The organism is Pseudomonas helvetica, assembly GCF_039908645.1.
Classification (GTDB): Bacteria; Pseudomonadota; Gammaproteobacteria; order Pseudomonadales; family Pseudomonadaceae; genus Aquipseudomonas; species Aquipseudomonas helvetica.
Map to the genome: position 1 here is coordinate 3,272,055 of NZ_CP150917.1, position 23,983 is coordinate 3,296,037.

At 57.7% G+C, this 23,983-nt stretch carries 19 protein-coding genes, 1 tRNA gene, 2 pseudogenes and 2 riboswitches; of the genes and pseudogenes, 15 read left to right on the plus strand and 7 right to left on the minus strand.

Annotated features, from left to right (window positions below; all coding sequences use genetic code 11):
• The 4 genes from fdhE (at position 1) to AABM55_RS14945 (ending at position 4,462) form a co-directional block, all read left to right on the plus strand.
• Complete coding sequence (gene fdhE / locus AABM55_RS14930) at positions 1-927, plus strand: formate dehydrogenase accessory protein FdhE (protein WP_347926699.1); 927 nt, start codon at positions 1-3, stop codon at positions 925-927.
• 86 nt (positions 928-1,013) lie between these two features.
• Complete coding sequence (selA, locus tag AABM55_RS14935) at positions 1,014-2,444, plus strand: L-seryl-tRNA(Sec) selenium transferase (RefSeq protein ID WP_347926701.1); 1,431 nt, start codon at positions 1,014-1,016, stop codon at positions 2,442-2,444.
• Positions 2,441-4,360, plus strand: coding sequence for a selenocysteine-specific translation elongation factor (gene selB / locus AABM55_RS14940; protein ID WP_347926703.1), 1,920 nt, complete (start codon positions 2,441-2,443; stop codon positions 4,358-4,360). Before selA ends, selB begins: the two co-directional genes overlap by 4 nt.
• Positions 4,361-4,366: 6 nt before the next feature.
• A tRNA-Sec gene (locus AABM55_RS14945) sits at positions 4,367-4,462 on the plus strand.
• A gap of 59 nt (positions 4,463-4,521) precedes the next feature.
• Here the strand turns inward: AABM55_RS14945 and AABM55_RS14950 are convergent.
• Positions 4,522-5,472 carry a magnesium transporter gene (locus AABM55_RS14950; RefSeq protein ID WP_203226132.1) on the minus strand — a complete coding sequence of 317 codons (951 nt, stop codon included), beginning with the start codon at positions 5,470-5,472 and terminating at the stop codon, positions 4,522-4,524.
• A gap of 145 nt (positions 5,473-5,617) precedes the next feature.
• Positions 5,618-5,792: riboswitch (M-box (ykoK) riboswitch) on the minus strand.
• A gap of 375 nt (positions 5,793-6,167) precedes the next feature.
• Positions 6,168-6,326, plus strand: a riboswitch (yybP-ykoY riboswitch).
• A gap of 18 nt (positions 6,327-6,344) precedes the next feature.
• Here AABM55_RS14950 and AABM55_RS14955 point away from each other — a divergent pair.
• Entirely contained in the window at positions 6,345-7,352 is a 1,008-nt protein-coding gene (locus AABM55_RS14955) for a sodium:calcium antiporter (protein WP_347926705.1), read from the plus strand.
• A 3-nt stretch (positions 7,353-7,355) separates the two neighbouring features.
• On the opposite strand, the gene AABM55_RS14960 is transcribed toward AABM55_RS14955, so the two are convergent.
• The gene (locus AABM55_RS14960) at positions 7,356-8,279 is read right to left on the minus strand and encodes a LysR family transcriptional regulator (RefSeq protein WP_347926707.1); all 924 of its coding nucleotides are present in this window, start codon (positions 8,277-8,279) and stop codon (positions 7,356-7,358) included.
• 103 nt (positions 8,280-8,382) lie between these two features.
• Here AABM55_RS14960 and AABM55_RS14965 point away from each other — a divergent pair, with 103 nt between their 5' ends.
• Complete coding sequence (locus AABM55_RS14965; protein WP_347926708.1) at positions 8,383-8,940, plus strand: ester cyclase; 558 nt, start codon at positions 8,383-8,385, stop codon at positions 8,938-8,940.
• A gap of 60 nt (positions 8,941-9,000) precedes the next feature.
• Here AABM55_RS14965 and AABM55_RS14970 read toward each other — a convergent pair whose 3' ends face one another.
• Positions 9,001-9,630, minus strand: coding sequence for a LysE family translocator (locus tag AABM55_RS14970; RefSeq protein WP_347926710.1), 630 nt, complete (start codon positions 9,628-9,630; stop codon positions 9,001-9,003).
• A 160-nt stretch (positions 9,631-9,790) separates the two neighbouring features.
• Between AABM55_RS14970 and AABM55_RS14975 the strand changes: the two genes are divergently transcribed.
• Entirely contained in the window at positions 9,791-10,135 is a 345-nt protein-coding gene (locus AABM55_RS14975; RefSeq protein ID WP_347926712.1) for a cupin domain-containing protein, read from the plus strand.
• 47 nt (positions 10,136-10,182) lie between these two features.
• Here AABM55_RS14975 and AABM55_RS14980 read toward each other — a convergent pair whose 3' ends face one another.
• Complete coding sequence (locus AABM55_RS14980; RefSeq protein WP_347926714.1) at positions 10,183-11,163, minus strand: site-specific integrase; 981 nt, start codon at positions 11,161-11,163, stop codon at positions 10,183-10,185.
• A gap of 182 nt (positions 11,164-11,345) precedes the next feature.
• Between AABM55_RS14980 and AABM55_RS14985 the strand changes: the two genes are divergently transcribed.
• Positions 11,346-12,314, plus strand: coding sequence for a DNA-binding protein (locus tag AABM55_RS14985; protein WP_347926716.1), 969 nt, complete (start codon positions 11,346-11,348; stop codon positions 12,312-12,314).
• Positions 12,315-12,412: 98 nt separating this feature from the next.
• On the opposite strand, the pseudogene AABM55_RS14990 reads toward AABM55_RS14985, so the two are convergent.
• Positions 12,413-12,777: pseudogene (locus AABM55_RS14990) on the minus strand (NAD(P)(+) transhydrogenase (Re/Si-specific) subunit beta); the annotation flags it as partial.
• Here AABM55_RS14990 and AABM55_RS14995 point away from each other — a divergent pair.
• From AABM55_RS14995 to AABM55_RS15025, 7 genes and pseudogenes are all read left to right on the plus strand, one after another.
• Entirely contained in the window at positions 12,719-12,997 is a 279-nt protein-coding gene (locus AABM55_RS14995) for a hypothetical protein (RefSeq protein WP_347930101.1), read from the plus strand. The pseudogene AABM55_RS14990 and the gene AABM55_RS14995 overlap by 59 nt on opposite strands.
• Before the next feature lie 210 nt (positions 12,998-13,207).
• Positions 13,208-14,311 (plus strand): GlxA family transcriptional regulator, encoded by a 1,104-nt coding sequence (locus AABM55_RS15000; RefSeq protein ID WP_347926718.1) that lies wholly within the window; start codon positions 13,208-13,210, stop codon positions 14,309-14,311.
• A gap of 417 nt (positions 14,312-14,728) precedes the next feature.
• Positions 14,729-15,067: pseudogene (locus AABM55_RS15005) on the plus strand (AraC family transcriptional regulator); the annotation flags it as partial.
• A 725-nt stretch (positions 15,068-15,792) separates the two neighbouring features.
• Complete coding sequence (locus tag AABM55_RS15010) at positions 15,793-16,728, plus strand: LysR substrate-binding domain-containing protein (protein ID WP_054597378.1); 936 nt, start codon at positions 15,793-15,795, stop codon at positions 16,726-16,728.
• Between the two features lie 173 nt (positions 16,729-16,901).
• Complete coding sequence (gene tcuA / locus AABM55_RS15015) at positions 16,902-18,353, plus strand: FAD-dependent tricarballylate dehydrogenase TcuA (RefSeq protein WP_347926720.1); 1,452 nt, start codon at positions 16,902-16,904, stop codon at positions 18,351-18,353.
• Positions 18,340-19,497 (plus strand): tricarballylate utilization 4Fe-4S protein TcuB, encoded by a 1,158-nt coding sequence (gene tcuB / locus AABM55_RS15020; protein ID WP_347926722.1) that lies wholly within the window; start codon positions 18,340-18,342, stop codon positions 19,495-19,497. Before tcuA ends, tcuB begins: the two co-directional genes overlap by 14 nt.
• A gap of 47 nt (positions 19,498-19,544) precedes the next feature.
• The gene (locus AABM55_RS15025) at positions 19,545-20,843 is read left to right on the plus strand and encodes an MFS transporter (RefSeq protein ID WP_347930037.1); all 1,299 of its coding nucleotides are present in this window, start codon (positions 19,545-19,547) and stop codon (positions 20,841-20,843) included.
• A 298-nt stretch (positions 20,844-21,141) separates the two neighbouring features.
• Here AABM55_RS15025 and AABM55_RS15030 read toward each other — a convergent pair whose 3' ends face one another.
• Positions 21,142-22,638, minus strand: a complete 1,497-nt coding sequence (locus AABM55_RS15030; RefSeq protein WP_347926724.1) for a CoA-acylating methylmalonate-semialdehyde dehydrogenase — start codon at positions 22,636-22,638, stop codon at positions 21,142-21,144.
• A gap of 71 nt (positions 22,639-22,709) precedes the next feature.
• Positions 22,710-23,867 (minus strand): iron-containing alcohol dehydrogenase, encoded by a 1,158-nt coding sequence (locus AABM55_RS15035; protein WP_347926726.1) that lies wholly within the window; start codon positions 23,865-23,867, stop codon positions 22,710-22,712.
• Positions 23,868-23,983 lie beyond the last annotated feature (116 nt).

A 23,983-nucleotide genomic window follows, 5' to 3' on the forward strand; every position in this document is an offset into this window, starting at 1 on the left:
TTGAGCACGATACTCGAGCCCGGACAAATCGAGGCGGCGGCGAGCACACCGCCGTTCCTGCGCCTGCCGCCGCCCAACCTGTACACCTTGCGTGCGATGCGCCTGGAGCGATTGGCCAATGGGCATCCGCTGGCCGATTTCCTGCGGCTGGTCGCCGACCTGTGTTACGTCCAGCAAAGCCTGTTGGACGAGCCACCGCTGGCCCCGGCCCCGAATCCTGAGCGCCTGTTGTTATGCCAGGAACATGGCTTGCCGCCGCTGGCCGCCGACAGTCTGGTGCGCGAAGACGGCTGGCTGCCGTACCTGGAAACCCTGCTGCGGCGTTACCAGGCACCGCCGCGTTCGGCAGTGAAAAGTGCCGTGGCCACCTTGAACACCGCCAGTGTCGGACAGCGCAAGGTCTGGGCAATTGCCTTGCTCAGCGGCCAGTATGCAGGGCTTCCAGCGGCGCTGGTGCCGTTTCTCGGCGCGGCTTTGCAGGCGGCATGGAGCCACTGGCTGCTCGGCATGCCGGTTAGTGAACTGAAGCCTTGCGCGAGCCTTGGCCAATGCCCGGCCTGCGGTTCGCCGGCCATGGCCGGGGTGATTCACCAACGGGGAAAATACAACGGGTTGCGTTACCTGGTGTGTTCGCTGTGTGCCTGCGAATGGCATGTGGTGCGGGTCAAATGCGTCTACTGCGAACAAAGCAAAGGACTCAAATACGTCAGTTTCGAGGATGATCGGCATACGGCCAACCAGGCGCCACTGCGGGCTGAAATCTGCCCCGGCTGCAACAGTTACCTGAAACTGCTGTACCTGGAAAACGACGCTGACGCCGAAGCGCTGTCGGCGGACCTCGCCAGCTTGATGCTGGACATGCGCCTGGACCTGGACGGCTACCAGCGTCTGGCACCGAACCTGATGCTGGCGCCAGGGGGAGATTGATCTCAGCGGCTACACTCAGGTTTCCGGGACCGGAGCCTGTTTCATTCCACTCCCGCGACGGCCAACCGTTTCAGGGAGCCCCCTTGATGCCCGCAAAACTTGCCAGCGTCCCCGCGCGTTTACCTTCCATCGATAGCCTGTTGCGCAACGCCGCCTGCCAGCCGCTGGCTGAACGTTATGGCCGCGATGCCTTGCTCGCGACTCTGCGACAGTTGCTTGACGATGTGCGTGAACCGGTTCAATTGGGTCAGCTTGATGCCCTAGAGCTCACGGCTCAGGTATTGGCGGGGAGGGCTGGTGAACGCCTGGCAAATCAGTACCGCAGTCGGGTACGGCGAGTGTTCAACCTTACCGGCACGGTACTGCATACCAACCTCGGTCGGGCATTGCTGCCGGAGGAAGCGATCGAGGCGGTGCAACAGGCTGCCCGTTATCCGCTGAATCTGGAATTCGACCTGGCAAGTGGCAAGCGCGGTGATCGTGATGATCTGATCGAAGGCCTGATACGCGAGCTGACCGGTGCCGAGGCGGTGACGGTGGTCAACAACAACGCAGCCGCCGTGTTGCTCGCGCTCAACAGTCTGGGAGCGCGCAAAGAGGGGATCATCTCCCGTGGCGAACTGATCGAAATCGGCGGGGCATTCCGCATTCCCGACATCATGGCGCGGGCCGGGGTCAGACTGCATGAAGTCGGCACCACCAACCGCACCCATCCCCGCGACTACGAAGCCGCCATCGGCCCACGCAGCGGCTTGTTGATGCGCGTACACGCGAGCAATTACAGCATTCAAGGCTTTACGGCACAGGTACCGACCGCCGAACTGGCGCAACTGGCCCACCGGCACGGGCTGCCATTGCTGGAAGATCTGGGCAGCGGCAGTCTGCTGGACTTGACCCGTTGGGGCCTGCCCGCCGAACCGACAGTGCGCCAGGCGCTGGTCGACGGGGCCGATATCGTCACCTTCAGCGGTGACAAGTTGCTCGGTGGTCCTCAGGCGGGATTGATCGTCGGTCGCAAGGAACTGATCGCCCGAATCAAGAAGAACCCGCTCAAGCGGGCCTTGCGCGTAGACAAATTGACCCTGGCCGCCCTCGAAGCCGTGTTGGGGTTGTACCGTGATCCCGACCGATTGGCCGAGCGCTTGCCCAGCCTGCGCCTGCTCACCCGACCGCAAGCGGACATCCTCGCTCAGGCCGAACGCCTGTGTCCGCTGCTGGCGCGCGTACTGGGCGCCGGATGGGCGGTTAGCGCGCTGCCGGCGCTGGGCATGATCGGCAGTGGCAGCCAACCGATTGCGCGCTTGCCAAGCGCCGCCTTGTGTCTGCGTCCGCAGGTGTCGAAACGCTTGCGTGGTCGGCAACTGCATGGCCTGGAAGCGGCTTTTCGAGCCTTGCCCATTCCGGTGCTCGGTCGCATCGACGACGATGCGCTGTGGCTGGACCTGCGCCAACTCGACGACGAAGCGACCTGGCTCGCTCAACTCGAGCTGCTGCAAGGAGTGGGGGAGGCAAGGTGATCGTCGGCACCGCTGGACACATTGACCACGGCAAAACGGCCTTGCTCAAAGCCCTGACAGGACAGGCCGGCGATCGCCACCGGGAAGAACGCGAACGCGGTATCACCATCGACCTGGGCTTCCTTTATGCGCCGCTGGAGCCTGGGGCAGAGATGACCGGTTTTATCGACGTGCCGGGGCATGAGCGCTTCATCCACAACATGCTCGCCGGCGCTCAGGGCATTGATCTGGTGTTGCTGGTAGTGGCCGCCGATGACGGGGTCATGCCCCAGACCCGCGAGCACTTGGCGATTGTCGAACTGCTGGGGATTCCAAAGGCGCTAGTGGTGATCAGTAAAATCGACCGGGTCGAGCCGGCACAGGTGCAGTCGGTACACGCCCAGGTCGCCGCGTTGCTAGCGCCGGGGCCGTATTGCGGCGCGCCGCAGTTCGCCGTGTCGAGCCTGACCGGGGAGGGCGTTAAAGCCCTGCGCCAAGCATTGTTGACCGCCCAGCATGAGGTCCGGCAGCGTAGCGCCAGCGGAGGATTCCGTCTGGCAATCGACCGCGCTTTCAGCGTCGCCGGCGCCGGTATTGTGGTCACCGGCACAGCGCTGGCCGGGCAGGTGAGGGTGGGCGACACACTCCTGCTGGGCCAGACAGGCAAGCCTGTGCGAGTGCGGAATTTGCATGCGCAGAATCATGTGGTCGTCGAGGCGTGGGCCGGGCAGCGGGTGGCGTTGAACCTGAGTGCCGAACGCCTGGCCCTGGAACAGATCCATCGCGGTGACTGGCTGCTGGCCGAGTGGCTGTTCGCACCCACGCAGCGCCTGGACATCGAGATGCAGTTGCTGACCAGCGAACCACGCGCCTTCGAACATTTCAGCCCGGTGCACGTGCATCTGGGCACTCAGGATGTCACCGCCCGGGTCACCTTGCTGGAGGGCACACGCCTGGAGCCGGGCGTGCGGATGTTCGCGCAACTGTTGCTGAACGCGCCGTTGCAGGCCGTGCATGGCGACCGTTTGGTCCTGCGCGACCAGAGTGCACGGCGCACCCTCGGCGGAGGACGGGTGCTCGATCCGTTTGCACCAGCCCGCCAACGTCGCGTTCCGGTCAGGCTGATGCAGTTGCAAGCGCTGGCCACTGGCGAAAGCCTGGAGCAAATACTGCCAGTGCTGCTTGCCAATAGTGACGCAGGGCTTGACCCACTGCGCCTGGAGCGGCAGTTCAATCGCCTGCGCAGCACCTGGCATTTGCCGGCAGATGTCCGTGTCATTGCTACCCGCCAAGGTCCGCTATTGTTCAACACCGAACGCTGGGAGGCGCTGAAAGTTTCGTTGCTGGAGCACCTGGCACACTTTCATCAACTTGAACCGGATGAGCTGGGCCCGGACCGGGATCGCTTGCGGCGGTTTTCGGCCATGTCGCTGGATCGACCGACGTTCATCAGCCTGCTCGACGAACTGCTGTCCAGCGGCGCCATTGCCGTCAGTGGGCCGTGGTTGCACTTACCCGAACACCAAGTGCGACTGAGTGAAGAAGACGAGGCCATGTGGCAGCAGTTGCAGCCATTGTTCGAACAAGCTGGCTTCGATCCCCCCTGGGTGCGCAACCTGGCCAGCGCCATTGGCTGTGACGAAGCTGCAGTGCGCTTGCTGCTGCGCAAAATGGCGAGATTAGGGCTGGTTCACCAGGTCGTCCGTGACTTGTTTTACCTCGACGCGTCGGTGCACCAACTGGCGGCTATGCTGTTGCAACTGGTCGACAACCATTCGTTGATTCAGGTGGCGGCGTTTCGCGACAGGGTAGGGATCGGCCGCAAGCGCAGCATCCAGATACTCGAGTTCTTCGACCGGATCGGCTTGACTCGCAGGCTTGGCGACCAGCGTTGCATCCGTGCGGAGAATGCCCTGGCACAGCGACCCGAGGGCTGATTTCAAGGAAGGCAATCGCGTCCGGTGGCGCGGCCGGGCTTCAAACCCGGTTGGGGACGGCAGCCGTTCCTGGGCAGGTTCGACTCCTGCTGCCTTCCGCCATTTTTTTACAAACAAGACGGCCCCGGCATCTGGCGATTCGGGGCTGTCTGGTGAGTGCCTTAAGCCGGCAGGTCGGTCATCACCAGTTTGGCGATGTTGAAATAGATGACCAGGCCGGTACCGTCGATAAAGGTCGCGATGAAGGGGGCAGAGACCACTGCCGGATCGATGCGCAGTTTTCTTAACAGCATCGGGATGATCGATGAGACAACGGCGCTCCAGATGGTGATGGCGACCAGCGTCAGGCAGACCACCATGGCGATCTCCGATCCCACTCCGAGCATCCATGCCCGAATCCAGGCCACGACACCGATGGCCAGCGCGATCATGAAGGAAGTGGTCACTTCCTTGCGCAGCACCGTGCCGACATTGCGCAGGCTGACTTCGCCCAGGGCCATGGCCCGTACCAGCGTGGAGGTGATCTGGGTGCCGCTGTTGCCGCCAGTGCCGATCAGCAGGGGAATGAAGAAGGCCAGGGCAATGGCGGCTTCGAGCTGCTCTTCAAATACTTGCAAGATGGTGCTGGTATAGGCTTCGGCGAGAAACAGCAGCAGTAGCCACGGTAAGCGCTTTTTCCACAAACTCCACGGGCTGGTGCTGAGGTAGGGCGTTTCCAGCGGCAGGCTGGCACCCTGGCGTTGAGCGTCGTCGGTGCCTTCGTCCTGAATCAGCGCGGCGATTTCTTTTTCATACAGCACGCCCAATAACCGGCCTTCGCTGACCACGGGAACGATGTCCACGCCTTTCTCGATCAGCTCGGGCGCAACATCGTGCCGGAGCTGATTCGGCGAAACCGAAAAGCGGATGGGCAGCATCAGATCACGGACGCAAAGATCGGTGTTTTTCTCGGTGAGCAGTGTTTTCACCGACAGCTGGCCATGCAAAGCGCTGCGCGGGTCGGTGACAAAGATGTGGGCCGGAATATCATCGTCCGGCAGTTGCTTGAGCAGATGTTCCCTGGCCTGGATAACCGTCATGTTGCCGGTCACGGTAATGAGCAGAGGGCTCATGTAAGACACTACTGTGTCTTTCAGGCGGATGTCCTTGAAGGTGGAAGGGGTAGCGCTTGCCATTGACATTTGAGGTAGTCCCCATAGCTGTTTTGACCACAAACAGATCTCACACAGGGGCGTAAACCAGAGAAGAGAGTGCAGAAAGCGATCTCCACGTCTAGGTTTTGGCACTGTACAACGTATCCGGGCCATGTTGGCCGGAAGTCACTTGGGCTAAACCTTAATCCGATAGAGCCTGTCTTAACCTTGGGCGTCTCTCGACGTCGTCAGATCAGTGACCTGTGTTTGTACAGGAGCCTCGCCGAACGAGATACTGCAACATTAAATAAACCAGGGCGATGCCGATCTGGAGTCGGGCAGCGCCGGTATGAGTTTGCTGCTGTTTAATGACCTCCTGAATAACAATTGCCATTAAAGGGTATTTGATACCCCCTGAAGGATTACTTCAGAAACAAGAATAATAGGGATTGCTTTTGCTGTAACCCACTCGATGGATAGTGTTCAGCGTTCATTCAGAAAGTGATGCTGAAGGTTTTTCAAGACATAGCATGTTACAAATACTTGCACCAAACGTTTAAAGTGCCGCACGCTCTAGCTATATATGAGTTTGCAGAAAAATAATGAGGTTCAGAGTTTGAAGACTCGCAACTAAGCCGTTGACGCATTAGTACCTGATCTTTAGGATCGCCGCTCCCTTGGGGAGTAGCCGCCTTCGTTTCCGGAAGGGGTCACGTCAACATACTTGGCTCGCAAGCCATGGCGTGACCGGTCATATGACTTGGCAAGACCATTGGTGAAGATACCTGTCTGTGGGTCGGACGCGGGTGTCTGAACCATTGGCTCTTGTGTCCGGCCCCTCAGGTTTCCTCATGCATTCAATGCCCATGACGTTTGCGTTGCTGTTGGGCTCCGCGGTTGTCATCTATCTGGCTTGTGAATACTTCGTTAATGGCATCGAGTGGGTCGGTCGCAAACTTGCGGTCGGGCAACAAGCCACGGGGTCCATTCTGGCGGCCTTTGGTACGGCATTACCGGAAAGCGTCATCACGTTTATTGCCGTTGTGTTTGGTGACACGCCAGAGCAGAAATCCCTCGGCGTCGGTGCTGCACTTGGCGGACCTCTGGTCCTGGCGACGATCGCCTATGCGGTAGTCGGTGTAACACTCTTGCTGTGTCGTCAGCGCCTGGCGAATACCGAGGCCATCCGTCAGGACTTCAAGCGACTCAGCCGTGATCAAGGATGGTTCCTCGTCATTTTTGTTGCGAAGATTGCGCTCGGTCTTGTCGTGTTTGCCTACAAACCTTGGTTGGGTATTCTTTTCCTGGCGGCCTATGCGGCGTATTTCTGGAAGGAAATGCGCGGTGAGCAGGATGAAGAAGAGTATGAACTCGAGCCCCTGAAACTTGCGCCAGGCAAAGCGACTCCGTCGACCTCGGCGGCGGTGATTCAAACGCTTATTGCATTAGCGGTTATCTTTGCGGCCTCTCACTTCTTTGTCGGACAACTCGATGCCTTGGGCCCCATGCTGGGTATTCATCCTCAATTGCTGGCGCTGTTGCTCAGCCCAATTGCTACCGAACTGCCTGAAACGCTGAATGCGATCATTTGGGTACGCCAGGGTAAACACCGACTCGCCTTGGCCAACATCAGCGGCGCCATGATGATTCAAGCCACAGTGCCCACTGCATTCGGGCTGTTCTTTACGCCTTGGGCGCTGGATACGTCGCTGGTTCTGGCGGCAATCATCACCCTGATAGGTGTGGGCATCATGTTCTTCGCTTTCCGAAAGGGCATCATCTCGCGCTGGCTATTGGCATCGATGGTGTTGCTGTACATCCTCTTTGCAGTCCTTTTGAAGGTTCTTGATCTGGCTTAGCTGTCAGCTCAAGTAGTCTTCCAGGTGGCTGGATTCTTCTGCAAAGCGCTCGACCAGAAAATCCAGAAGGGCACGTACGCGAGGCGCCATGTACCGGTTGCGTTGATACACGGCATGTACCGGCGCCTCCGCAGTTCGCCACTCCGGCAACAGGATCTTCAAGCGTCCTGCTCGCAGGTCTGGGCCAATATCCCACAGCGATTTCATCGCAATGCCGTAACCGTGGACCGCCCATTCTCGGGCGACCGCGCCGTCATTCGTCTCGCGAGCGTTTGCGAGCGGGACCGCATAGTTTTCAACTTTGCCATTGCGGGTGAAGCGCCAGTCGTTCGCTGGCCCGGTGACAGAGTTGAGGACAATACAGTCGAAACGCTCCAGATCCCGTGGGTGTTCGGGGGCGCCGTGCTTTGCCAGATAGTCGGGCGACGCGCACAACACGCGCCGGTTGGGTGCCAGGGGACGGGCAACGAAGGAACTGTCCGGCGGCACACCGAATCGGATGGCGAGATCAATATCGTCTTGCAACAAATGCGACAGCGAATCCGACAGCACCAACGCGAACTTCACCTCGGGGTATTGGGTGTTGAACTGGTCAAGCCAATCCTTCAGCACATTGCGACCGAAATCCGAGGTTGCGGAAATTCGCACCTTGCCTCCCACGACGCTTTTCCCAGCCTGTAGAAAGGCATGGCCATCGTCGAGTGCCTGGAGTGCCTGCTGACAATAGGCCAAATACGCCAGCCCCTCATCCGTCAAGCGCAGGTGGCGTGTCGTGCGCTCGAACAGACGCGTATGCAACACCGACTCGAGCTTGACCAGGCGCGCACTGGCGGCAGCGGGGGATAGTCCGAGTTTGCGACCAGCGGCCGACAAACCGCCCAGATTGGCTGCTTCGACAAACAGCCGGATGTCGCCCAGGTAGTCCATGATATTTCGATATTTTTTGAAAGTGATTCAAATAGTACGTCAATTATCAAATTAGCTGGAACTGCTCAGAATGGCGACATCAATCAACGATTGGAGACTCCTGATGTCACTTTTCCCCGTTGCACGCCTGACCCACGCACGTTGCTGGTTGCTCTCTTCCCTGGTCGCCATCGCGGTAAGCCCCGTCTTCGCCGCGACCGATCCGCTCGTCCAGCCCCGCACGGTGATCGTCGACCATAGCCTTGCGAAGGCGCAGGCCGACGCGCAGATCCTGGCCGCACGCCGTTACGGCACGTTCTGGACCACCGGCGACGAAGCGCTCGCTCGCGCCGCCCTGGCACCCGACTTCAAGGATTCGACACTGCCGCCAGGTCGCCCCCAAGGCATTACCGGACCGATCGCGGCATCGAAAACCATGCACGCGGCGATTCCTGATATCCAGTGCGAAGTGGAACAGATGATGGTGGTCGGCGACCGGGTCATCGCGCATTTGCGTTTCACCGGTCACTTTACCGGCCAGTTCAAGGGCGTTCAGGGCACAGGGCAGACGATCGACTTCATCGCGACGGACATCTACCGCGTCGTCGAGGGTCGTATCGCCGAGAACTGGCACCTCGAAGATAACCTGACCCTGCTGCAACAGCTCGGCATGGTGAAGTAAGGGGATCAGGAGATCGTTGCGCGTGGCCATGAAGCAGTCGGACACGCGCTCACTTGAACATCAATGCGACGGGTTGCGCCGGTACAAGGTCAGGCCCAGCGCGAGTAGAGCCAGCATTCCGGCACAGCTGCGGTTGATCCACTGCATGACTTGCGAGGAAAACCGGCGCATGGCAAGCCGTCCACCAAACGCGTACATGCTCATCATCACGCAGTCGACCAAGGCACTGGTTATGGCAAGGAGCACGTACTGCTGGGCGACGGGTTCAGAGGGGCGGATGAACTGCGGTAGAAAGGCCGCAAAGAACAACAAACCCTTGGGATTGGACAAGCCAACCAGGAGTGCTCGCAGGAAGGCCGACCTCCCGGTTGCCGCGCTCGGCGTGTACGCCTCGGAGAGCGCCCGTGTCGGCGCGTGCCAGAGTACCCATGCCAGATAGAGCAGATAGGCGGCACCTACCCATTTCACCAGGATGAACAACTGCTCAGAGGCTTGAAGCAAGGCGCCCAGACCGCAGCCCACCGCACCAATCAATATAAGATCCGACAATGCCGCGCCTGCCATGCCAAAGGACGCCACCCGCATACCTTTAGAGGCACCATTACTCAGCGCCAGGAGCATTGAGGGTCCCGGCGTCATCATGACCACGCTTACCGTAATGATGTAGAGGAAAAGAGTAGATGCATCCATCGTGTAAGAATCCAGTGTTCGTGCTGTTGGGTTGGGGTAAGGCGAATACAGCTAACGGCATCAGCAAAGTTATGGCCCGAAGCGTTACGATAGGATACCCGGTTAACCTTTTGGGGGCCTACTTCCAGTTAGTCCCTGTCTGCACAGAGAGGAGAACACGATGAGTCGCGAACAGGTAGCACCCGTGACGAAAGGTGTGGCGGTGAAGTTACTTGCCACCGTTGACCTGGGTCCTGAGATCGAGGGCATGGCAGGGCGTCAGCTTAGAATGCGTATGGTGACCATCGAGCCTGGAGGCGTCTTCGGGCCGGTTCACAACCATAAAGACCGACCTGGCATCGTCTACATTCTGCAAGGCACGATCACTGACCATCGAAATGGAGTCGCCACGGACTATGGACCCGGAGTGGGCTGGCCCGAGGACAGGAACACCACACACTGGCTTGAGAACAGAGGAACGATTGCGGCGGTGGAGATCTCGGTCGATATTGTCAGGCAGGAGTGAGCTCAGCTGTTGAGCGGTTATCAGGCAACCTGAATTAATGCCACTTCCTAGAGCTTTCCGGCAAGAGCACTGGAATGTTTTCGAGGCATTGGCGAAGGAGAGGGCGAATGCTCCATGGCCAATTCCCCAAATGAATCGGCCGTGTCGATATAGCGCATGGCCGATTTCATGTCCTTCCAGCCGACGTACGTCATCAGCGCTTTGACATCCCAGCCATTAGCGGTAGCCCAGGTCGCAAACCCTCGACGCAATGAGTGGCTGGTGTACAGCTCGCCGGGCACGCCTGCTCGGCTAAACATTCGACGCAGCAAAGGGATCAGGCTGTTGGCATTCAGGCCATCCTCCGCCAGATGCCCCCAGCGATCGAGCTTTCTGAAGACCGGCCCTCGCGCAATGCCAGCGACGGTAATCCAGTTCACATAAGCCTGGACGGGGCAGAGCTTCTTCAAGGCGGGCGTGCGGAAGGTCGTTCCCAAGTGCTGACGATCGCCTTTGCTGTGCGGCAGATAGAAGGTGATGCCCACCCCTGTTTGCGCCTGGGTGTGCTCCACCTGTATTCGCGATAATTCATCGCCGCGAAAACCCCGCCAGAACCCGATCAGCATCAACGCAATATCCCGCCGACTGCGCAACATCCCCGTCAGGTCGTGCCGCGCGGCGGCCTGTTCCGCCTCTCGTTCCAGCCACTGAACAGCGTGTTCCAGGTGCTGCAGGAGCAGGGGAGCCGCCTGTTTTTCCCGGGCCGGGTGCAAGGCACGAATGCCCTTGATCATCTGCCGCACGGCCGGTGTCTTGGTCGGATCGGGAAAGCCCTGGGTGATGTGCCATTGGGCGAGGGCGGCCAGACGCTGCTTGAGCGTGCTGACGGTGTGCTGGTCAGCGTATTCCGCCAGGTAGCGCACGATGCTGTCCCCGGTCGCGGGCAGGAACCCGCCCCAGGTCACTTCGAAGTGCTCCACTGCGGCGCGGTAGCTGCGCCGGGTGTTTTCCCGGGTGCCCGCCTGCAGGTAGCGATCAACCTTGCTCATCTCGACCCATCCCCCCGCGAACGTACCTTTTCCGGCCGTGGAAAAGACGATTTTTACTTATCTGATGTGATAACGCTCAATTACTTTATCAGATGACTACGGTTTTATAGGCCTTTACTTCACACGAAAATAGAACGTAAATACATGGTATGTAAAACGGTACGAAATCGTAGGAGTACAAAATGGCCCGTGGCGGCGTAAACAAGGCAATCGTGCAGAAAGCACGCGAGGCGCTGCTGGCTCGCGGAGAGAATCCGAGCATTGATGCCGTACGGGTTGAGCTTGGAAATACCGGCTCGAAAACCACAATTCATCGCTATCTGAAGGAGCTGGATGAGCTTGATCAGCGCCGAAAAGCGCCTCAACAGGGGCTGAGCGACGAATTGAACGAGTTGGTGGCGCGGGTCGCGCAGCGCCTGGCAGAGGAGGGCGAGGAGCAGATTGAACAGGCACTGGCGGCTTCGCGGGTCGAGAAAAGCGAGTTACTCGAACAGCTTCAGGCCAGTCAAGATGCACTGCGACAGCTCCAGCAGCAGCTCGATATCCAGCGCAGCGCCCTGGATACGGAGTCAGCTGAACTGCAGACCTGCCGTACGACATTACAGGCCGAACAAACCCGCAATGCCCGGCTGAGTCAGTCCAATCTGGATCTTGAAGCGCGGATGAAGGACAAGGACGAGCAGATTCGTTCGCTGGAGGAGAAACACCTGCACGCACGTGATGCGCTAGAGCACTACCGTGGAGCGATCAAGGAGCAGCGCGAGCAGGAACAACGCCGCCATGAAGGGCAGTTGCAACAGGTCCAGATGGAGCTGCGTCATCTGCAGCAAACGCTGATCATCAAACAGGATGAGCTGACTCAGTTGAATCGGGATAACGAGCGTTTACTGACGGAAGCTCGCCAGCAGCAGAAGGCGTATCTGGATCAGGAATTGGTCAAGGAGCGCCAGACGGGTGAAATAAACTCGCTCAAAACCCTGGTCGCGCAAGGCGAGGGTGGCAAACAGGTGTTGCTGGATCAGGTCAGCACTTTGCAGCACAACATTAATGAGCTGGCTGATGCTCTGGAGAAGAGATCACTAGAGGCGAACGAACTGGCAGAAGAGCTGGATGCTGCTCGAGCAACTATCGCAAAAAAAGTCGATGGCTAAGGTGCATCAAGCTTCCCTAAGGCTGCTATCGACCGATTCTGGATAGGTCGCACGACATTCTGCGAAAGCATAGCCCTCGCAGAATGTCTATGGGGAGCTTACTCGACGGCTTTAACCATGTCTTCGATGACCTTCTTGGCATCACCGAAGACCATCATGGTTTTGTCCAGGTAGAACAGTTCGTTGTCCAGGCCGGCATAGCCGCTGGCCATCGAGCGCTTGTTGACGATGATGGTCTTGGCTTTGAAGGCTTCAAGAGTCGGCATGCCGGCAATCGGCGATTTCGGGTCGTTCTTCGCTGCCGGGTTGACCACGTCGTTGGCTCCGAGCACCAGTACCACATCGGCCTGGCCGAACTCGGAGTTGATGTCTTCCATCTCGAATACCCTGGAACGATGATCACGGTGTCGGCGTTGGTCAGCAGGAAAGTGGCGTCGTCCGCCGAACCGGATTTCACCGGGCGGGCTGTAGGGGTGATGGTCGCATTCAAAGCATTTTTGCTCGTCAGTGCATTTGGGGATCAGCAAGCGTTTTTTGCTCGATTCGTGTTGGATCAGGAATGGGCAGATGTGTTGTTTGAAAACCGACCGCTGCGTGTCGGTGACAAACACGTTGTCGTTCCCGGGAGTCCTTTTCCTACAACTGCTACCGTAATGCCCACCGCCTATAAACAGAGGCACTGACTCAGGTTTTTCCACTTTTAACCCAAGCCCTTGCGACCCTCCAAATAGAGACATCGCGGTGTCGTTTTTTGAATGTGTGGAAAGGTCCAGTTAACTTGGGTGTGACTCTTGCAGGTAATTACAAAAAGCCCACCCAGCTTTGGTTGAATGGGCAATAAAAAGAGCCTCCGCCTGAGGCCATTCACCTGCTTTGTGTTAGGAGATACCGCGATGACGACGTTCAACTCCGGAACTAAATCCCAGAACCATGCGCCTCAGTCCATCGGTTTTTTACTGCTGGACAATTTCACGCTGATTTCTCTGGCCTCCGCCGTCGAACCCCTGCGTATGGCCAACCAATTGTCCGGTCGCGAGCTGTATCGCTGGACGACCCTAACCGCCGACGGAGGTCAGGTCTGGGCCAGTGACGGCTTGCAGATCACCCCTGACGCCGCCATGCACAAAGCCCCGACGCTGGACACGGTGATCGTCTGTGGTGGTATAGGCATTCAGCAGACGGTAACCCGCGCACACGTGTCATGGCTACAGAGTCAGGCGCGTCAGTCCAAACGCCTGGGCGCGGTGTGCACCGGCAGTTGGGCCCTCGCCGGTGCCGGTTTGCTCGACGGCTTCGATTGCAGCGTGCACTGGGAGTGCCTGGCGGCCATGCAGGAAGCTTTCCCGCGGGTGGTGATGAGCACGCGTCTGTTCACCCTGGACCGAAATCGCTTCACCAGTTCCGGCGGTACCGCGCCACTGGACATGATGCTGCATTTGATCAGCCGCGATCACGGCCGTGAGCTGTCGGCGGCGATCTCGGAAATGTTTGTCTATGAGCGCATCCGCAACGAGCAGGATCACCAGCGCGTGCCGCTCAAGCATATGCTTGGCACCAATCAGCCGAAGTTGCAGGAAATAGTGGCGCTGATGGACGCCAACCTAGAAGAGCCGATCGACCTCGGCGAACTGGCGGTGTACGTCTCCGTGTCGCGGCGTCAGCTGGAGCGGCTGTTCCAGAAATACCTGCACTGCTCGCCGTCGCGCTACTACCTCAAGCTGCGGCTGATCCGCGCCCGACAGTTGCTCAAGCAAACGCCAATGTCGATCATCGAAGTGGCCTCGGTGTGTGGCTTCGTGTCCACGCCACACTTCTCCAAGTGCTACCGCGAGTACTACGGCATTCCACCACGCGACGAGCGTGTAAGTTCCAACACCACGCAACAAGTGACGATGATGCCGATCCCGCAAGCGATGGTGCTGTCGCAGTTGTCCCGACCGCTGTCGGCGCTCAGCCAGGCCCGTAATGAATCAACCTTTGCCAGCGTCCGGATATAGATGTCAGGCATGCACTGGCCTCGCGCAAGTCAGTACGCTTCAAGGAAGTTTTGGTGCATGAGTTTGTCGGGCCTCACCTGGAAAGCGCGGCGCATAAGTTGCTGACCCGCGTTACCGGGTGCTTGAAGACGCCTGCACTGCAATCCGGCGAGGGATGGTAGTGCCTAATAGTACGGAATTGCTCACTGTTCATGAACAATGGTGCTAACTCAGCCTTTCCGCTTGTAACTATTTGCTCTTGCGACCTTCTATAATCAAAAAATGGTGGGGGTTAATTTCTAAAAGTCATTGGAGCTCAATTTGACTTTGGCATGACGCTTGCTCACGTCGTTGCCAGTAGCCCGCCATTTGCTGGACAGGTAATAAAAAGAGCCTGCGTCTGGGGCCGTAATCTGTCCTGTGTGAGGAGATACCTCAATGATGTCGCAAAACTCCGGGGCCCAACCCCAGGACCGCCCCCCACAATCCATCGGTTTTCTACTGCTGGACAATTTCACGCTGATTTCCCTGGCCTCGGCGGTCGAGCCGCTACGCATGGCCAACCAACTATCGGGGCGTGAGCTGTATCGCTGGACGACCCTCACCGCCGACGGCGGTCAGGTCTGGGCCAGTGACGGCCTGCAAATCACGCCGGATGCGTCCATGCACAAAGCCCCGCCCCTGGACACGGTGATTGTCTGTGGCGGCATCGGCATTCAACGCAGCGTGACCCGTGAGCACGTGTCGTGGCTGCAACTCCATGCTGAACGCAGCAGATTTCACACAGCGTCGTGCTAGTAGGTGGACGCTGCAATGTCGGTGATACCGTGAACGAACAAGCTGGTCCCCAATCAAATCCTTCGCCATGCTGAAAGCTGCAGATCTCGTACAGTGCCGCACTTGAGGCGAACCAGCAGCGTTCCCCAAAACATTTCAATTACTAACGAAAGGTCGTGGATCATCAGTGCAAGCCATCGGGTGACCGTACCGACCATAAAACTCATCAGATAGAATCTGAGATGTGCAGGTAGAGGTAAATTCTTTTCTAGGCGACAAAACGCCTATGCAAGGAATTTTGTTCTCGTAATGAAAAGGGATTACTTCCGAGAGCTGTAGGACGCGTTGCAGTTGAGCCTAGGTAATTTCCTGTGTAACGCAACACTCACGAACATGCTCGTAAGGCGCATAATGTATATTATGTTAAATCATGTGTCTGAGCGGAACTTTCCTCCTTGTCCATTTCCGCGATTCTGTGTCGGTTTTTTCACGAACCTGTGCTGACTGGTTTTTCATGAGCTTAGACATCTCTCTTCAGGTACTGCCAGCGATATCTTGCTTGGCTGGCCCACAGTTGGACTCCTGAGCAAGCCAATAAGGCGATCAGGGACAACAACGAATCTCAAAATCATTTTCAGGCCCTCTCCTATATTGTCTTGCGGTTTGGTGGTCGCCGCGGTAATCGATAGGCATTCCAACAACAATTTGACGTGGAGCGGCGACGTTTGGAATTAAGACAACTGCGATATTTCGTAAAAATCCTCGAACACGGCAGCTTGGGACGCGCAGCTCTTGAACTGGACGTCGGCGTATCAGCCCTTAGCCAACAGATCGCGAAACTTGAAAGTGAGCTGTCAACCCGCCTCCTTAATCGCACCACTACTGGCGTCACACCTACCAGCTCCGGTATGGCGTTCCTGCACCATGCCCAGCTGTGTTTGCGGCAAGCCGAAAATGCGATCATGGCCGCTCACCGTGGGCGAATGAGTGGGTACGTCACCGTCGGAATGGCGCCCACGACTGCCACTGTTCTTGCCCTGCCCTTGATCAACGCGATGCGAGAGCGCTACCCGGATATCCAATTGCACCTGGTCGAGATGCTGTCCGGGCATTTGGCCACACAACTCAATGCTCGCCAGATCGACCTGGCCATTCTGTTTCAACTCGAAGGTGGTAAGCGCTGGAGCGTGACACCGCTGCTCGACGAAAAACTATTTGTCATCAGCTCACCGCACCTGCCCCACGCACCACAAGGAACCAGCGTGCATCTGGCGGATCTGGGGCAACTTCCACTGGTAATGCCGAGTGCGCAACACGGTTTGCGTTCTACGCTGATGGTTGCGTTTGAACGTTCGGGATTGGCTCCCAACATCATCATGGAAGTGGATGGTCTTGCCGTATTGATGAACGCCGTACGCGCAGGTCATGCTGCCACCATCCAGCCCGGTGCGGCAGCGGCGCTCAAAGGTGAGTCGGGACTTTCAGTGGTGGAAATTTCCGATGCTCACGTAGGTCGACGAAACCTGCTGGCGACACTGCCTGATGATGAGCTGTCTCCCGCTGCTCTGGCGGCGCGACTGGTCATCACCGATGTCGCTCGACAGTTGGTCGTTGATCAACATTGGCCGGGAGCGTCGTGGATTGAGGACGTCGCGTCATGATCCCGGCGCACCCTCTTCCCGGTTTCCAATACTGGGGTGTCCGCACCAAAGCCTTTACGAAAACTAAACACCCCCATTCATTTCGCGCCTTTCGACAATAAGCTGACAGCTCTACCTTCTCCCCACTCGCGAGGAGCACTTCGTTCATGCCTCCTTGCGATTGAGGAGTGATGATGATCGACGTATTAGTAATTGGCGGCGGCAATGCCGCCTTGTGTGCAGCGTTGATGGCGCGAGAGGCTGGCGCTAGCGTGATGCTGCTGGAGGGCGCACCGAAAATCTGGCGCGGTGGCAACTCGCAACACACCCGAAACCTGCGATGTATGCACGACGCACCGCAAGATGTGTTGGTCGATGCCTATCCCGAAGAAGAATATTGGCAGGATCTGCTGAAAGTCACCGGTGGGATTACTAACGAAAAGCTTGCACGTATTGTCATCCGCGCCTCGTCGAACTGCCGTGACTGGATGCGCTCCCATGGTGTGCATTTTCAGCCGTCGTTGTCTGGTGCCCTACATGTTGCGCGCACCAATGCGTTTTTCATGGGTGGCGGCAAAGCGTTGGTTAACGCGTACTTCCGTAGCGCCGAGCGGCTGGGCGTCAAGATCCGCTACAACGCTCAAGTCACTGACATTGAGATGAAGGGCGGAGAGTTCGTCGCGGCGTACATCGGTGACCGTGAGGTCGATGGTCAGCCTTTACCCGCCGAGCGTATTCAGGCCAAAGCCTGCGTTCTGGCGGCTGGCGGTTTCGAGTCGAACCGCGAATGGCTCCGCGAAGCTTGGGGTCAAAACGAGCGCGGAGAATGGCCCTCAGACAACTTTCTGATTCGCGGGACGCGCTTCAATACCGGCGTACTGCTTCGGCGCATGCAGAGCCTGGGCGCCGATTTTATCGGCGACCCAACCCAAGCGCACATGGTGGCCATCGACGCCCGAGCCCCCCTGTATGACGGTGGTATCTGCACCCGTATCGATTGCGTATCGCTGGGCGTGGTGGTTAATCGCGACGGCGAACGCTTCTATGACGAGGGCGAAGATTTCTGGCCCAAGCGCTATGCGATCTGGGGCCGCCTGGTGGCCGGTCAACCCGGTCAACAGGCCTACTCGATCATCGACCAACAAGCCCTCGGCCGTTTCATGCCTCCGGTGTTTCCGGGTACTAAAGCCAACTCCCTGCAAGAACTGGCCCGCCAGTTGAAGCTTCCCGTTACGCAATTCGTCAAAACCATCGAGGAATACAACGCGGCCTGCCGTATCGGCACGTTCGACCACACCGCGTTGGACGATTGCCACACCGAAGGTTTGACTCCCGCCAAAACCCATTGGGCCCGCCCATTGGTAAAGCCCCCCTTCTGCGCCTACCCACTTAAGCCAGGCGTGACCTTCACCTATCTGGGGCTGGCTACCGACGATACCGCCGCCGTTCACTTCAACGGCGAGGCTAGCCCGAACCTGTTTGTCGCAGGAGAAATGATGGCGGGCAACGTATTGGGCAAGGGCTATACCGCCGGCATCGGCATGGCCATTGGCACCGCATTCGGTCGCATCGCCGGTGTGCAAGCCGCGGCTGCGGCCGGCTTCCTGACCCCTTCCTCCACGGAGCCCCAACATGCAACTGTTTGATCCCAAGGCACCGGGTAATTTGATTCCCGTACTCAACCTTGATGAAAGCGAAGTTCAGCGACAAATGACCGTTTGCAATGCCTGCCGTTACTGCGAGGGCTTCTGCGCTGTATTTCCGGCCATGACACGACGTCTGGAGTTTTCTCAGGCGGATATCCATTACCTGGCGAACCTTTGCCATAACTGCGGCGCATGCCTGCATGCCTGTCAGTACGCTGCCCCTCACGAATTCGAAATCAATGTGCCCAAGGCCATGGCCAAAGTCCGCCTCGACACTTATGCCGAGTACGCCTGGCCACAGGTGATGGGCACGCTATACCGGCGCAACGGACTGACTCTGGCACTGTCCGCCGGTGCCGGGCTGGCACTGTTCCTGTGTCTCACGTTGATGGTGATGGGCAACCTGTTCACGGCGATGCCCAGGGGAAATTTCTACGGGATCTTCCCGCACAACACCCTGGCCGTAATGTTCGGTGCAGTTTTCGGATTCGCGGTACTCGCGTTAACCCTTGGCGCGCGGCGCTTCTGGCGCAATGTTTCACCGGCCGACGCGCCCGCGCAGGAAAAAACCGCCGCTGCACTGGAAGCCACGGCCAACGTCGCCCGGCTCAAATTTCTGGACGGTGGCCATGGCGAGGGCTGCAATAACGCTGATGATCGATTCACCTTGTGGCGGCGGCGCTTCCACCACTTCACCTTCTACGGCTTCATGCTGTGTTTCGCAGCCACTGGGGTCGCCACGCTCTACCATTTCCTTCTGGACTGGTCGGCGCCCTACCCCGTCCTGAGCTTGCCGGTGATGCTGGGCATCGCAGGTGGAGTCGGTCTGCTGATAGGTCCCGCAGGCCTGTTGTGGTTGAACCTGCGTCGCAACCCTGAGCACGGCGACGACAATCAGAAACCCATGGATCGTGGCTTTATCGCGCTGCTGTTCCTGGTCAGCGCCAGCGGCCTGGCACTCCTGGCGTTCCGTGAAACCGCAGCCTTGGGCCTGTTGCTGGCAATCCATCTCGGCCTGGTCATGGCGTTTTTCCTGACAATGCCCTACAGCAAATTCGCCCATGGCATCTTCCGCAGCGCCGCGCTGCTCAAGTACTCCATCGAAAAACGCCAACCCAACCCGATCAACGCAGGTAGCGACTGATCGGCGATCCATTCATTCCAAAAACAATATTGATCACCACGGTAGCCATGATGAAAACAACAACTCAAGACACCCGATCCAAGGGGTCGAAACTGGGCGCCATCCTGCGGGTCACTAGCGGCAATTTTCTCGAACAGTTCGACTTCTTTCTGTTCGGGTTTTACGCGACCTACATCTCCCAGACGTTCTTTCCTACCACCAGCGAGTTCGCCTCGTTAATGATGACCTTCGCCGTATTCGGCTCGGGATTTCTTATGCGGCCGCTGGGCGCTATCTTGCTGGGCGCATACATCGACAAGGTGGGCCGGCGAAAGGGGCTGATCGTGACGCTGTCGATCATGGCTGCGGGCACGGTCTTGATCGCCTTGGTTCCGGGCTACGCCAGCATAGGCATCGCAGCGCCGATATTGGTGTTGCTCGGGCGACTGTTGCAGGGATTCTCCGCGGGTGCGGAAATGGGTGGTGTTTCCGTGTACCTGGCTGAAATCGCCACGCCCGGACGCCGGGGTTTCTATACCAGTTGGCAGTCGGCCAGCCAACAAGTGGCGATCATTCTTGCGGCTGCGTTGGGCTATACGATTAACGCGTCTATGGAGGCCGCCGACGTTGCAGCCTGGGGCTGGCGTATCCCATTCTTCATTGGTTGCCTGATTATCCCGTTCATCTTCATCATTCGCCGCTCGCTACAGGAAACCGATGCATTCAAAGCGCGCAGCCATCACCCAAGTGCCAGTGAAGTCTTTCGCTCGATGCGGGACAACTGGCGCACGGTACTGGCTGGTGGTCTGTTAGCGTCGATGACCACGACCACGTTCTATCTCATTACCGTCTACACCCCGACTTTCGGCCGGTCTGTACTGAACCTGAGCACCAGCGACAGTCTGGTGGTCACGCTCTTCGTCGGCCTGAGCAACTTCATCTGGCTGCCCATCGGCGGTACGATCTCTGATCGCATTGGACGCCGCCCCTTGTTGCTGGCGGTCACCTTGCTGTGCATCTTCACCGCCTATCCCGCCATGCATTGGCTGGCCGCGGCGGCAAGCTTCGAACGACTGCTCGCCGTGCTGCTGTACTTCTCTTTTTTCTTTGGCATTTACAACGGCGCGATGGTTGCTGCATTGACTGAGGTAATGCCTCAGAACGTACGAGTTGTAGGATTTTCACTGGCATTCAGTTTGGCAACGGCTGTGTTTGGCGGTTTTACACCCGCCGTATCAACAATCCTGGTGCAGGCAACAGGTGACAAGGCGTCGCCCGCCTACTGGCTAATGTTTGCTGCGTTGTGTGGGTTCACAGCGACGACGATCCTGTATCGCAGGCAAAAAGCAGTGCCAGTCAACGTTTGATGAAAGAGAGGGCTCGGTGGATCTCAGGACGTTGCGCTGAATAAATATCGCGCCTTGGCCTGCATTGACTCGTCTACGTGACGCCATCAGATCACACTGTCCGATTCGACTCTGAGGAAGCGTGGTTTACGAGCCCCGGTCTTGGACTCGGCTGCTGATGCGCGACTAAAAGCTCGGCATATCACTTCTTTCACATCTAACAAAAAGGGCCCTTGAAGGGCCCTTTCGTACTCAAATTGAAATCACCTGGTCAGCAAAGATTCGAAGCTTGCATTTAGGTCACCTCAGATAAGGGGATTCACTTCATCGTCGGCATAGAGAACTCGACTCCCTCCCGAACTCCCGAAGACGGCCAGCGCTGGGTGACCGTTTTACGCTTGCTATAGAAGCGAACCGCATCCGGGCCGTAGGCATGCAAATCGCCGAACAACGAGCGTTTCCAGCCACCAAAACTATGATAGGCGACAGGTACTGGGAGCGGTACGTTGACACCGACCATGCCGACCTTGATGTTGTCAGAGAAGTATCGGGCTGCTTCACCATCGCGAGTGAAGATACAGGTGCCATTACCGTATTCATGAGCATCGATCAGTTGCATCGCCTCTTGCATGCTCTGCGTGCGCACGATCAACAGCACCGGCCCGAAGATCTCTTCCTCGTAGCAGCGCATGCCGGGTTTGACTTGATCGATCAATGTCCCCCCAACAAAAAAACCGTTCTCGCAAGCTGGAACCTGAATGTTTCGACCATCCACTACGACCTCCGCGCCCTCCTCTTCTGCACTGTCGATGTATCCGATCACTTTTTGCTGATGTTGGCGAGTGATCAGAGGGCCGAAGTCGTTGCTCTTGTCTTGATAGGCGCCGACCTTGAGACGGGTCATTGCTTCGCGCATTTTACTGATCAAGGCATCGGCTGTTGCATCACCTACTGTGACCGCTACAGACAGTGCCATGCATCGTTCCCCTGATGATCCAAATGCAGCCCCCACCAACTGGTTGACCGCATTATCGATGTCCGCATCTGGCATAACGATGGCGTGGTTTTTTGCTCCACCTAATGCTTGGCAACGTTTGCCATTTGCCGCAGCTGTTCGGTAGATGTACTCAGCGATTGGTGTCGAGCCTACAAAACTTACCGCCTGGACACGATGGTCGTGGAGCAAGGTATCAACGGCCTCCTTGTCACCATTGACCACGCTCATGACGCCATTCGGCAAACCAGCTTCCTGCAGCAACTGAGCGATGAACAAGGTCGAACTTGGATCACGCTCGGAGGGTTTCAGGATGAAGCAGTTACCGCAGGCAATCGCCATAGGAAACATCCACAGCGGCACCATCGCAGGGAAGTTGAATGGCGTGATTCCAGCAACTACCCCCAGCGGTTGGAACTCACTCCAAGAATCGATATTGGGGCCAACATTTTTGCTGTGTTCCCCCTTGAGCAACTCGGGCACACCACACGCATATTCAACATTTTCGATGCCCCGCTGAAGCTCGCCCATTGCATCGTGGACAATTTTCCCGTGCTCTTCACCAATAATTTGGCAGATACGTTCGGCATTCTGCTCAAGCAGTTCTTTGAAGCGAAACATCACCCGCGCGCGCTTGATAGGTGGTGTGTTGCGCCACTCAGGAAAAGCCGCTTCAGCGGCAGCAATGGCTTTTTCGACCGTTAGTTTCGAGGCCAGCGCAACCTGTTTGGTGACTTCGCCCGTCGCAGGATTGAACACGTCCTGAGTGCGCTCAGTGTCAGTGACAATCTGGCCGTTGATCAGATGACCTACAGTAATCATGTGAGTGTTCCTTATTTTATGTACGCGGCAGTTACCGCTGAAGTGATGAAGAGGCGTGGTTATCGTTTTGGCTACCAGAGGTTTCGGTAGAGCTCGATCATCTCGTCGACCGAAGGCACCCGAGGATTGTTGCCCGGTGAACCGGATGCGAGGGCTTGCTCAGCCATAATTGGCATCAGTTCGAAGAAGCGTGCGCGACTGATGCCAAAGCCTTCAGGTGTAGGAACTTGCAGCTCGTCATTGAGGGCTTGCAGTTCGACGAGCAACTTAGCGTTGGCGCTGTCGTCGCTGTCCTCAACGGTCGCGACGCCAATGGCCCGTGCACAATCGGCGTAACGTTTTGGGGCGCCTGGGATGGAGAAAGCTGTTACGCCTGGCAGCAGCATCGCGTTGGAAAGTCCGTGTGGCACATGGAAAAAAGCTCCAATCGGGCGGCTCATACCATGCACAAGGGCAACCGAGGCTGCCGAAAACGCAACGCCGGCCAAGGTAGATCCCAGCATCAGCGCCTCGCGCGCTGCAATGTCCTGGCCTGCGTGATAGGCCCGGCGCAAGTTCGGGCCAATCAGGCGCATCGCGGCCAGCGCCTGACTGTCACTGTAGAGGTTGGCTTTGAGGCTGACATAGGCCTCAATGGCGTGGGTTAGTGCATCGATACCGGTATCCGCCGTGACACGAGCTGGCAGGGAGAGCGTCAGGGTGTAGTCGACCAATGCCGCCACAGGCATAAACCCGATGCCTACGCAGAGCATTTTTTCGTCGTTCTGGTCATCAGTAATGATGGTAAAACGGGTAACTTCCGAACCGGTACCCGCTGTGGTCGGTACTGCGATGATCGGCAAGCCTTGCTCGCTCACCTGCCGTGGAAATTTATAGTCACGCATCTCGCCACCGAACTTGGCGAGAATGCCAATGGCTTTGGCACTGTCGATTGGACTGCCACCACCCAATGCAATGATGCTGTCATAGTCGCCCGATCTAGCATGTTCAACACCGGCACGAATCGAATCGACCGTGGGCTCAGGAACGGTGTCGGCGAAAACGTCGGCGCTCAAACCTTTGCTTGCAAGTACATCCTGGATACGACCGGCGTAACCGAGTTGCACCATCATTTTGTCAGTGATGATCAATGGTCGATGGCAACCCAGGCTAGCGAGCACATCTGGAATGGCCTCGCTGGCCTTGGCGCCCACCTGCAGGATGCGCGGCAGAACTATTTGATTCGACATGTTGCCTCCGAAAGTTTCCCTGTGGGGGCGTCGTCTCCAGGAGAGTGCCGCCCCCTATTTTTCTTGTGATGGAAGTCGCCGAGGTAGATGGGCATTTGTGAAACTTCTTACCCTTA